The 10,886-nt window shown below is 63.8% G+C and carries 12 protein-coding genes and 1 pseudogene; 11 read left to right on the top strand and 2 right to left on the bottom strand.

The annotated features are described in order from the left end of the window. Positions 1-1,317 (top strand): acid phosphatase (acpA, locus tag EN935_RS09360; protein WP_127373284.1); only part of this gene is annotated, 1,317 nt, incomplete at its 5' end. Positions 1,318-1,365: 48 nt separating this feature from the next. Here the strand turns inward: acpA and EN935_RS09355 are convergent. Beyond that, positions 1,366-1,944: a DUF922 domain-containing protein gene (locus EN935_RS09355; protein ID WP_164757814.1), complete on the bottom strand. Its 579-nt coding sequence runs from the start codon at positions 1,942-1,944 to the stop codon at positions 1,366-1,368. A 152-nt stretch (positions 1,945-2,096) separates the two neighbouring features. Here EN935_RS09355 and EN935_RS09350 point away from each other — a divergent pair, with 152 nt between their 5' ends. From EN935_RS09350 to EN935_RS09340, 3 genes are all read left to right on the top strand, one after another. Continuing rightward, positions 2,097-2,594, top strand: coding sequence for a hypothetical protein (locus EN935_RS09350; RefSeq protein ID WP_245468967.1), 498 nt, complete (start codon positions 2,097-2,099; stop codon positions 2,592-2,594). An 81-nt stretch (positions 2,595-2,675) separates the two neighbouring features. Continuing rightward, positions 2,676-3,128 carry a GNAT family N-acetyltransferase gene (locus tag EN935_RS09345; protein ID WP_127265193.1) on the top strand — a complete coding sequence of 151 codons (453 nt, stop codon included), beginning with the start codon at positions 2,676-2,678 and terminating at the stop codon, positions 3,126-3,128. Between the two features lie 171 nt (positions 3,129-3,299). Then, positions 3,300-4,499: a PLP-dependent aminotransferase family protein gene (locus tag EN935_RS09340; RefSeq protein ID WP_206534506.1), complete on the top strand. Its 1,200-nt coding sequence runs from the start codon at positions 3,300-3,302 to the stop codon at positions 4,497-4,499. A 23-nt stretch (positions 4,500-4,522) separates the two neighbouring features. Here EN935_RS09340 and EN935_RS09335 read toward each other — a convergent pair whose 3' ends face one another. Next, positions 4,523-4,759, bottom strand: a complete 237-nt coding sequence (locus EN935_RS09335; protein ID WP_245468752.1) for a hypothetical protein — start codon at positions 4,757-4,759, stop codon at positions 4,523-4,525. Between the two features lie 417 nt (positions 4,760-5,176). On the opposite strand from EN935_RS09335, the gene EN935_RS09330 reads away from it, so the two are divergent. The 7 genes and pseudogenes from EN935_RS09330 to EN935_RS09300 all read left to right on the top strand — a co-directional run. Then, the gene (locus EN935_RS09330; protein ID WP_126069710.1) at positions 5,177-5,605 is read left to right on the top strand and encodes a VOC family protein; all 429 of its coding nucleotides are present in this window, start codon (positions 5,177-5,179) and stop codon (positions 5,603-5,605) included. A gap of 238 nt (positions 5,606-5,843) precedes the next feature. After that, positions 5,844-6,359 carry a hypothetical protein gene (locus EN935_RS09325; RefSeq protein WP_127263352.1) on the top strand — a complete coding sequence of 172 codons (516 nt, stop codon included), beginning with the start codon at positions 5,844-5,846 and terminating at the stop codon, positions 6,357-6,359. A gap of 88 nt (positions 6,360-6,447) precedes the next feature. Then, entirely contained in the window at positions 6,448-7,065 is a 618-nt protein-coding gene (locus EN935_RS09320) for a C39 family peptidase (protein WP_127263353.1), read from the top strand. 23 nt (positions 7,066-7,088) lie between these two features. After that, positions 7,089-8,156 carry a D-alanine--D-alanine ligase family protein gene (locus EN935_RS09315; protein ID WP_127263354.1) on the top strand — a complete coding sequence of 356 codons (1,068 nt, stop codon included), beginning with the start codon at positions 7,089-7,091 and terminating at the stop codon, positions 8,154-8,156. 130 nt (positions 8,157-8,286) lie between these two features. Continuing rightward, positions 8,287-8,646 carry an SPW repeat protein gene (locus EN935_RS09310; RefSeq protein ID WP_109661433.1) on the top strand — a complete coding sequence of 120 codons (360 nt, stop codon included), beginning with the start codon at positions 8,287-8,289 and terminating at the stop codon, positions 8,644-8,646. Between the two features lie 189 nt (positions 8,647-8,835). After that, positions 8,836-10,187 (top strand): annotated as a pseudogene (locus EN935_RS09305) (nodulation protein NfeD). After that, the coding region (locus tag EN935_RS09300) for a slipin family protein (protein ID WP_164771057.1) at positions 10,184-10,886 on the top strand (703 nt) is incomplete at its 3' end. The pseudogene EN935_RS09305 and the gene EN935_RS09300, both read left to right, overlap by 4 nt.

Below are 10,886 nucleotides of genomic sequence, written 5' to 3'. Positions count from 1 at the left end.
GGCAAGCCGCTTACGGAATTGCCGCCGGCCTGGGGCGGGCTGACCGCCAAGGGCGTGACGCCGCCGGTCACCGAGGCGCAGTCGGCGCATCTCACCAATGCCAGCTTCGCCATCGACGATGCCAGCGGCTTCAACGAGAAGACCTCGGTCATCACGCGCGACCTCTGGCACCGTTTCTATCAGGAGCAAATGCAGATCGACGCGGGCAAGAACGACAAGTTCGTCGCCTGGGCCGATTCCGGCGGCCTGGTGATGGGCCATTATGACGGATCGGTGCTGCCGATGTGGGCGGTGGCGAAGAAATACGTTCTGGCCGACAATTTCTTCCAGGGCGCCTTTGGCGGCTCCTTCCTCAACCATTTCCAGCTCGCCTGCGCCTGCGCGCCGGTCTATCCGCACGCCGACACCAGCCCGGTGAAGGGGCAGATCGCCGTGGTCGAAGCCGACGGCAAGACGCTGAAGGTCGCCGACAATTCGCCGCCGTCGGCACTTGGCGGCGCACCGAAATTCGTCAATGACGGCGCCATCACGCCCGACTTCTATGCGGTCAACACCATGCAGCCGCCCTATCAGCCGAGCGCCAACAAGCCGGTCGAGGGTGGCGACAAGGCGCTGGCCGATCCGGCGCAGCCGACGACGCTGCCGCCGCAGCACGACATCACCATCGGCGACCTGCTGACGCTGAAGGGCGTCGACTGGGCCTGGTATGCCGGCGCCTGGCAGGCAACGCTCGACGGCAAGAACGCGACGCCGGTGCCGAACTTCCAGTTCCACCACCAGCCGTTCAACTATTTCGCCGCCTACGCGCCGGGCACGACCGCGCGGACAGAGCACCTGCGAGACGGTGGCCTGGATGGCGCCGAGTTCATCAAGGCGATCGACGACGGCAAGCTGCCTTCGGTGAGCTTCTACAAGCCGCAAGGTAATCTCAACGAGCATGGCGGCTATGCCGATGTGGCGAGCGGCGACCAGCATCTCGCCGACCTCGTTTCGCATCTGGAAAAGAGCCCGCAATGGAGCCACATGCTGGTGGTCGTCACCTATGACGAGAATGGCGGCTTCTGGGACCATGTCGCGCCGCCAAAGGCCGACCGCTGGGGGCCGGGCAACCGCATCCCGGCTTTCATCATCTCGCCCTATGCGAAGATGGGCACGCTCGACCACACGCAATACGACACGACGTCGATCCTGCGCTTCATCACCGCGCGCTACGATCTGCCGGTGCTGACCGGCATCGTTGCCCGCGACAAGGCGCTGCGCAACAACGACCAGCCGCCGATGGGCGACCTGAGCGCAGCGCTCGATCTCAGCCGGTAGGTGGACTTCAAATCTTGCCGCCGCGTCGCAAAGGCGCGGTGGCCTGTTTCAAGGGCCGGTCACCAAAGCGAAAACCAGTTTCTGCAGATTGCCACCATCGCCGAATTCGACGCGGTCGAAATCGCGGCTTGCCTGTACACGCGCCTTCGAGATCGCGTCGAGCCGCTTGACCACCTCGGTCCTGGTCTTGCTGCATTTGGGATCGTCGGCAATGGTCAGGCCGTCCGTCGCCGCTTCAATGTCGTGGACCATCTGCACCATGCTGGCGCCATGCACTTGTTCATGGGCGCTGACGCTGGCGATGAAGACGTCCCAGCTCTTCTGGACGGCCGGCGGCAACGAACCCGCAGGCTTCGGCAAGGCGTAGGTGATGATCAGTTTCGGCCGCCCCATTGTCAGCACGCAGTCCTTGCCCCTTGGCTTGTAGTCCCTGCCGCTCCAGGTCAGTTTGAAGTTGGTGTAGGCCATGGTGCGCGTCTTGGCGCCGCGGATCAGCGGCCCTTTCTCGCCGATCGAGCGGTAGAGTTCGGCGCCGGACTGGCCCGAGATGGCGTAGGTCTCGACTTTCTCGACCGGCTTCCACTGCGCATGGGCGGTGAGCGGCAAGGCCAGCAAGGTGGCCAACAGAAGACACAGACGAACACAGGCTCTCAACACCGCTCTCCGCAAAATCAGGACCGGGCGACATCTGCGCGACGGGCAATGCCACAGGACAGCTTTTCCTATAGAATGCCTGCTGGTGCTGCAAATGCCCTAGAGGGGGTCAATTGGGGGAAGTCATGAGAGCTGGATATCTCGTCGTCGCCGGTGCGGTCGCGGTCCTGCAGGCCGCGCAGCCGACTTTTGCCGCGTCGTGCGGCGGCTGGGCTGCGAAGATGGAGGAAGACGAGGGCGGCAGCGTGCTGACCGCCTCGGTCTGCGGCGGCCCGAAAGGCGATGCGCATCTGATGCTGACCTGTTTCGACACGCCGGTGCTGAGTTTCGATCTCGGCGCCACAGGCCAGCAACTGGAGCCCGGCCTCAGCGGTTCGTTCGAGTTCAAGGCCGACGGCAAGACGGTGACCAAGACGCTGCAGCTCGAGGCCATGTACAACTACTTCGTGGTCAATCTGGCGAAAGCCGATCCGCTGCTGGACCTGCTGCGCGGAAAAGGCGAGGTCAGCGTCAGCGCGGCCAAATACGGCCAGACCAGTTTTCCGCTGAAGGGCTCGAGCGCTGCCATCGGCAAGGTGCTGGCGCAGTGCGGCAAGGCCAAGCCGGCGGGTGATGCGGATTGAACCTCAGAGGGTTGTGCCAGCGCCCGGTGGGAGCGTATCCAAATCTTGCCGCTGCCAGCGCCTCACGATATGCCCGACACCATGATCACCTTCCGCCGTGCGCAAGCCTCCGACCTGCCTGACATCGTCGCCATGCTGGCCGATGATCCGCTTGGCGCCGGCCGCGAGGACGCCTCGGTGCCGCTGGCGCAAGGCTATGTCGATGCCTTCAACGCCATCGATGCCGACCCCAACCAGCTGCTGGCGGTGGCCGTCGAGGGCGCCGAGGTGGTCGGCACCTTGCAGATCACTTTCCTTGCCGGCCTGTCGCGCAAGGGCGCCTGGCGCGGGCAGATCGAGGCGGTTCGGGTCGCCGGCCACAGGCGCTCGGGCGGCATCGGCAGGCAGATGATGGAATGGGCGATCGCGCAATGCCGGGCGCGCGGCTGCAGCCTCGTCCAACTGACCACCGACAGGTCGCGCGCGGACGCGCACCGGTTCTATGAAAGCCTCGGCTTCATCGGCAGCCATCTCGGCTACAAGAAGAGCCTTTAGCCGGACGGAAAACCGCTGCACACTTTTTGTGGAATTGCTCGCGGCGTTCGTGCATTGCGCTGGCGCATTCGGGAAATCGTTCAGGCACACTTCAATTCGCAGGCAAGAGGGGATATAGGTCAGGCAAGTTGACCTATATTGCTGCGTCTGGGGAGGCGTGTCGTGACTTTGATGAACCTGTTGGCTTCGCGCTCGTCGCGCATGAAAGCGTCCGAAATTCGCGAACTCCTGAAGCTGCTCGACCAGCCCGACATCATCTCGTTTGCCGGCGGCATTCCCGATCCGGCGCTGTTCCCGGCCGAGGCCATCCGCGACGCCTATGCCGATGTGCTGGGCGGTGCAGAGGCGGGTGCCGCTCTGCAATACCAGGTCTCGGAAGGCTATCTGCCGCTGCGGCGCTGGTTGGCCGGGCAGATGGGCAAGCTCGGCGTCGCCTGCGACGAGGCCAACATCTTCATCACCTCTGGCTCGCAGCAGGCGCTGGACTATCTCGGCAAACTGTTCCTGTCGCCGGGCGATACCGCGCTGGTGACATGGCCGACCTATCTCGGCGCCTTGCAGGCCTTCAACGCCTACGAGCCGCGCTATGAGCGGCTGACGGTGGACGGCGGCAACATGACGCCGGATGCCTATCGCGCGGCGGCTGCCGCTAATGGCGGCAAGGCCAAGTTCGCCTATCTGGTGCCGGATTTCGCCAATCCGACCGGCGAGACCTTGAACCGCCAGCAGCGCGAGGCGGTGCTCGACCTTGCCGGCGAACTCGACATCGCCGTCATCGAGGATGCCGCTTATCGCGCGCTGCGCTACGACGGCGAAGGCGTGCCGCCGATCCTGGCGCTCGACTGCATCAGGTCCGGCGGCATCGACAAGGCACGCACGCTCTATTGCGGCTCGTTCTCGAAAATCCTGTCGCCAGGCATGCGAGTCGGCTGGGTCTGCGCGCCGCGCCATGTGGTCGAGAAGCTGGTGCTGATGAAGCAGGCCTCCGACCTGCACAGCCCGTCGATCAACCAGGTGGTGATGCATCGCGTCGCCGAAGCCGTGTTCGACGGCCAGGTGGAAAAGCTCATCGGCGCCTATCGCGAGCGCCGCGATGGCCTGCTGGCAGCACTGGAAGCCAACATGCCGGAGGGCGTGACCTGGAGCCGTCCGGAAGGCGGCATGTTCGTCTGGGTGACGCTGCCCGAGGGTTCCGATGCGACAGCGCTTCTGGCGCGGTCGGTGAAGGAGGCGCGGGTCGCCTTCGTGCCCGGCAGTGCCTTTTTTGCCGACGGCACCGAGCGCAACACGCTGCGGCTGTCCTTCACGCTTGCCGACCGGCGCGCGGTGAGCGAAGGCATTCCAAGACTGGCCGCCATCCTGAAGGGATAAGCCAGGCGCCGGAGGCCGGCCTCCTACGCCGTTACGCTCGACAGCCTGGCGCGAGCCAGCTTGCCCAGCGATTTCCGGAACCCTTGCTCGTCGTTCTCAACGACGAATACCAATGTCTTGAAGTCCAGCATGAACTCGTCGATCGCCGTCGTAACCGCCTGCGACCTGCCCTTGAACCGACGCAGCAGGGCGTTCGCTTCTTCGATGCCGTTGATGCCGGCGCTATCGACAAGCGCTTCGAGCCTTTGAAAACAGTCCAAGCAAAATTCCTCCCAGCCGCGCCACAAAACCCAGTTGGGAGCGGAAGGTTCCAGTTGGGAGAGGTCCCGCGAAAAGAAATCGCCTCCCACCGCTTGAATTACGCGGATTCGACAGCCCGCCGGTTATATTTCTGTTCGGGTGGAACCTCTGCGGCCAATAAAGGTTCTCACCATGTCTGATCCCCCGTCAGACATCTGAAAGCTCGAGTATCCGCTTTCCAAAGGCCCGCTGGAGTCCCCCTCCCGGCGGGCTTTTTGTTTGCAAGACAATGGGCTCTTTACTTGCAAGACAGACTGGGGGTTTGCAAGACAGACTGGGGCCGGGCTTGCGGCAGGGGGGTGGCAGTTGGAAGGCGCGCCCACATTGACGGCGCGCTCTCCGAACCTAAATTCGAAAGCCTCACGAGGAGGCGTTTCATGGAAACCCAGGAATTGCACCGCGGCCGGCTCATCGACCATCTCCAACTGGTGGTCAGGGATCTCGCCGCCAGCAAACGCTTCTACGAGGCGATCTTCCGGGTGCTCGATGTTCCGATCGGAGGTGTCGGCGAGGGGTATTTCTGGGCCGACGAATTGTTCATCTCCAGTGCCGACAGCCCGGCGGCGTTGGGAAAACTCACCGGCCGCCATCATCTGGCCTTCCAGGCAAAGGACCATGCCATGGTCGAGGCCTTCTACAAAGCCGGGCTCGCCGGCGGCGGGACGGACAATGGCGCGCCGGGCGAACGGCCCTATCACCCCGGCTATTACGCCGCCTTTCTGCTCGATCCAGACGGCAACAACATCGAGGCCGTCTATCACGGTCCGCACACACGCAGCGCCGCTTCGGTGAAGATCACCTTTTAAGCCGTGCCGATAGTCAGCCGGTCTGCAAACACGGCTCTGTGCGCCTTGGCGCCCACTCGCGTTGGCGCCCTCGGACTGCGGCGCGATCGGTGATGCTGGAGAGATGCTGCTTAGCGTTGCCAATTTGGTGGCCCCAGTGCTAACCCTGCAAATGGCAGGCGGGAATCGGCATCGAAGCAACGCGTGCTGAAATCTTCTCAATAAAACTCCTATTACCCCGTCGTGGAGACTATTTTTTATGCAAAACCCAACAAGGGCGATCTGTGCCGCCGCGCTTCTATTTGCGGCCGAGGCCGTTGGCTTGAGCGGTGTATTATCCGTTGCTTATATTTCATCGGCACAGGCCCAGGAGGAATATCTTCCGACCCAGAAGGATTTTGTCGGCAAATGGAAACTCAACGGCGGAGCCATCCGGCCGCCGCGCGACATGAAGGAGGCGCCGACGCCGGAACAGGAAGCGGCCGCCAATGAGTTCCAGCAAACGGTGACCGCGTTTTACGGCGCGTTCGACTATCTGGAGATCACGGCGGACGGCCGCTACAATTTTCATCAGCCGGGTGACCCGAATTCGGGGGCCTGCGTCTGGTGCGGGACCTGGTCCTTCAGCAACAGTTCGGCGTGGCTCAAGCTGGATACGGCGCCTAGGCTGGATATCTACGCCAAGGACGGCGACATGCAGATGACCTACACTGCCGAACCCACCGAAAAATCCAAATATGCCTGGCTGGTTTTCGGTTGGACGAAGGCCGAGTAAGCGGCGCCCCTTGAAACAGGCCTGAAGCCACTTTTCATCCATCTCGTATCCCCGTATACGAGATGGCGTTCGCTGACCGAGGAGTCGCATGAGCCCGCTGCCTGAAACCGTGCCGTTTTTCAGCCAGTGGGAAACGCCAGACATGACCATGGCCGTGCTTGCCGACGGCGCCGAGGTGGCGCTGCGGCGCGATCCGTTGTGGCGGGGGTCGGGCGCCGAAACGCTCGAAGAATACGCGGTCTGGGCCGCCAACATCTGCGGCATGGCATGCCTGAAGATGATCCTGGCGAGCCGCGGCGAGATCGTGCCGACGATCGAACTGGCCAGGCGCTGCACTGGATATGGCGGCTATGTCGTCAACGAGGGATCGATCAGGGGGCTGATCTACGCGCCCTTCGTCAGCTTCGTGAAAGAGGTTTTTGGACTCCGTGCCGAGGTGATGACCAATGTCGCGACAGCGGACATTCCGGCGATCCTGGAGCGGCAGCGCTTCTTCATCGCTTCGGTCAGCAGTTCGATCCGTTGGCCCGAGCGCGAGCCGCCATCGAAGGGCGGCCATCTGGTGCTGGTCACAGCGACGTCGGACAAGGGTTTCCGCTTCCACAATCCGTCCGGCCATACCAGCGCCACACAGGCAAACGCAGTGTTGGCGCCAGCCGATTTCGACCGCTTCTTTGGCAATCGCGGCATTGCCGTCGCCATTTGATCTTTGACAGTTGAGGGATTTCGATGACCGGTAAGACAAGAGTGGCCATCCTCTATGGCGGGCGTTCGGCCGAGCATGACGTGTCGCGCCTTTCGGCCGCCAACGTGCTGAAGGCGATCGACCGGACGCGCTACGACATCGTGCCGATCGCCATTTCCCGCAACGGCAGATGGCTGCTGCAACAATCCTCCGTGGCCGACGGGGCAGGGGCGCCGGCATCCGAGGACGGCATGGAGGTTGCGCTTTTGCCCGGCGGCAAGGGCAGGCTGGTCGCCGTGTCGCGGGATGGAACGCAGCCTGACCCGGTCGACGTCGTCTTTCCCGTGCTGCACGGGCCGTTCGGCGAGGACGGCTCGGTGCAAGGTTATGCGGAAGTCGCCGATGTTGCCTATGTCGGCTGCGGCATCCTCGCCTCGGCCGCGGCCATGGACAAGGATGCCGCCAAGCGGCTGATGCGCGAGGCGGGACTGGCTGTTGCCCGCTCGCTGACCTTGCGGCGCGGGGAGCCCGTGTCCTTCAAGGAAGTCGCGGCGAAGCTCGGCCTGCCGGTGTTCGTCAAGCCGGCACGCCAGGGCTCGTCCTTCGGGGTCAGCAAGGCGACCGACAGTGCCGGCTTCACCGCGGCCGTCGAGGCGGCTTTCCAGCATGACAGCAAGGTTTTGGTGGAGGAGTTCGTCGAAGGCCGCGAGATCGAATTCTCGGTGCTGGAGCGCGCCGACGGCACCCTGACGGTCTCATTGCCCGGCGAGATCATTCCGGCCGGCAAGCACGGCTTCTACACCTATGAGGCGAAATATCTCGATGCCGACGGTGCGGTGGTCAAGGTGCCCGCCGATGTCCCGGCCGCCGTCGCCGACAGGGCCAGGGAGATGGCGCGGCAGGCTTTCCAGGCACTCGGCTGCGAGGCCATGGCGCGCGTCGATTTCTTCCTGCGCGCCGACGGCAGCCTGCTGGTCAACGAGGCCAACACCATTCCCGGTTTCACCGACATCTCGATGTATGCCAAGGCACTGGCGGCGTCGGGCATCGGCTACAGCCAGACCATCGACGTGCTGATCGAGCACGCGCTGGCCAGGCATGCGGCGCGCTGATCCCGTTCGGGGAGCGGGGCCCATATTAGCCAGGTCTTGAAGGCCATGTGAAGCGTAGTTACATCAATGATTGAGCGTGCGTTGCACGCGTACTTAACGCTTTGGTCAAGCTTCATCTATGGAGGTTGTCATGGCTAATACACTCATGGAAGGAAAGAAGGGCCAGGACTGGCTCAATCTGGTCCTTGCCATCTGCCTGTTCATCTCACCTTGGATAATCGGCTTCGCTGCTGAAACCGCTCCCGCATGGAACGCCTGGGTTGTCGGCGTCGTGCTGGGCGTCATGGCTCTGGCGACGCTTGCCGCATTCGCCGAATGGGAGGAATGGGTTAGTATCGTTCTCGGGCTCTGGCTGATCGCTTCGCCCTGGCTGCTCGGCTTCGTGGCGAATGGGTACGCGATGGCCACCCACGTCATTCTCGGCGTGCTGGTGGTTGCCGCATCAGGTTGGGCCGTCTGGGACTTCCGTCATCCGCACGCACATGCGTGACCGGTAAAGGGTGGGGGCCTGGCGCGAGCGGCGGGCTCCTCCGGATTTGAAAACGCCCATGCGTTTGTCGTCCGGGCCGTGCGGACCGGGTTGCCGGCTTGCAATCCTGCGACCGCGCCATGGATTTCGGTGAGATTGGGTCCCAAATCCTGCCCAGGGAGCCCATATCCTGCCCAGGGAGCTTTGAGCGTGACCTTCGCGCGGGTGGCCCTTCTTGCCGCGGCCTTTGTCGCCGCGGCTGTCTTTTCTCCCTTCTCTTCGGCCGGGAGCGAGAGGGTCGCGCTGAGCGTCGCCATTGACGGCGTCATCGGACCGGCAAGCACCAGGCAGCTCGAGGACGCGCTTGATGCAGCCTCCACGCGGGGCGCCGAAGTCCTTATCCTTCAGCTCGATACGCCAGGCGGACTCGTCACCTCGACGCGCGAGATGATCGCCGATATCCTTGCCTCGCCTGTTCCCGTCATCGGCTATGTCGCGCCGGCCGGTGGCCATGCCGCCAGTACGCCACCCATGTCGCGGCGATGGCGCCCGGCACCAATCTGGGTGCGGCAACGCCGGTTGAGATGGGTGGGCTGCCGTCGCTTCCCGGCGGCGACAAGGACAAGGACGAGAAGGACGCCACCGGGCGGCCGGCGGGCGACGCTATGATGGCCAAGGTGACCAATGACGCGGTCGCCCTGATCCGCTCGCTCGCGGAATTGCGCGGTCGCAATGGCGACTGGGGCGAGAAAGCCGTGCGCGAAGCGGCGAGCCTGTCGGCCAATGCGGCGCTGCAGGAACATGTTATCGACTTCGTCGCCGGCGATACCACCGAGCTGCTGCGACTGGCCGATGGGCGCACCGTCGACGTGGGCGGCAAAAAGCAAGTGCTGGCGACGAAAGGGCTGCGGGTCGAGACGCTGGAGCCTGGCTGGTTCATCCGTCTGCTCTCCGTCATCACCGATCCGAATGTCGCCATCGTCCTGATGCTGATCGGCGTCTACGGCATCATCTTCGAGTTCACCAGCCCCGGCGCGGTGGCGCCCGGCGTCATCGGCACCATCTGCCTCGTGCTCGGCCTCTATGCGCTCAATTTCTTGCCGATCAACTATGCCGGCCTTGCCCTGATGCTGCTCGGCATCGCCTTCCTCGTCATCGAGGCCTTCAATCCCACCGTCGTGCTTGGGCTCAGCGGTGTGGCCGCCTTTCTGCTCGGCTCCGCCATGCTGCTCAAGACCCAAGGTCCGGGCTTCGAGGTGTCGTGGGCCGTGACCGGCGCCGCCGCCACCGTCACGCTTGGCCTGGCATTGCTCACCGGCACCTATCTCTGGGCGGCGCGCAGGAGCCTGCCGCGCGTCGGCGGCGAGGCGATGCGCGGCTTGCCGGCCGAGATCCTCGACTGGCAGGGCGGCGAGGGCCATGTGCTGGCCCAGGGAGAGCGCTGGCGGGCGAAGGCCGACGAACCCGTCGCACCGGGCGACAGCGTCGAGGTGACCGACATCAGGGACCTCGTGCTGACGGTGCGGCGGCGCGATGCGGGAAGGAATGGAGCAAGACAATGATGATTGGTTATGTCGCCTATCTGATCGTTGCGCTGGTCGTGATCATGTTCCTGTCCGCGGCCATTCGCATCCTCAGGGAATATCAGCGCGGCGTGGTCTTCACGCTCGGCCGCTTCACCGGGGTCAAGGGTCCCGGTCTCATCATCCTCGTCCCCTTCGTCCAGCAGATGGTGAAGGTCGATCTGCGGGTGGTGGTGCAGGACGTGCCGCCGCAGGACGTCATTTCGCGTGACAACGTCTCGGTGAAGGTCAACGCGGTGCTTTATTTCCGCATCGTCGACGCCGAACGGGCGATCATCCAGGTCGAGGACTTCATGGCCGCCACCAACCAGCTGGCGCAGACCACATTGCGCTCGGTGCTCGGCAAGCACGAACTCGACGAGATGCTGGCCGAGCGCGACAAGTTGAACAGCGACATCCAGGAGATCCTCGACCAGCGGACCGATGCCTGGGGCATCAAGGTCTCCAATGTCGAGATCAAGCATGTCGACCTGAACGAGAGCATGATCCGCGCCATCGCCAAGCAGGCCGAAGCCGAGAGGCTGCGGCGCGCCAAGGTGATCAATGCCGATGGCGAGCAGCAGGCGGCGGCAAAGCTGGTCGAGGCCGGCAAGATGCTGGCGGCGGAGCCGCAGGCCATGCAGTTGCGCTATTTCGAGGCGCTGCACGACATTGCCGGCGAGCGTTCGTCGACGGTGG

Source organism: Mesorhizobium sp. M7D.F.Ca.US.004.03.1.1, from assembly GCF_003998635.1.
Taxonomy (GTDB): domain Bacteria; phylum Pseudomonadota; class Alphaproteobacteria; order Rhizobiales; family Rhizobiaceae; genus Mesorhizobium; species Mesorhizobium loti.
The sequence above is the reverse complement of the archived record's forward strand: the minus strand, read 5'-3'. Positions and strand labels throughout refer to the sequence as shown.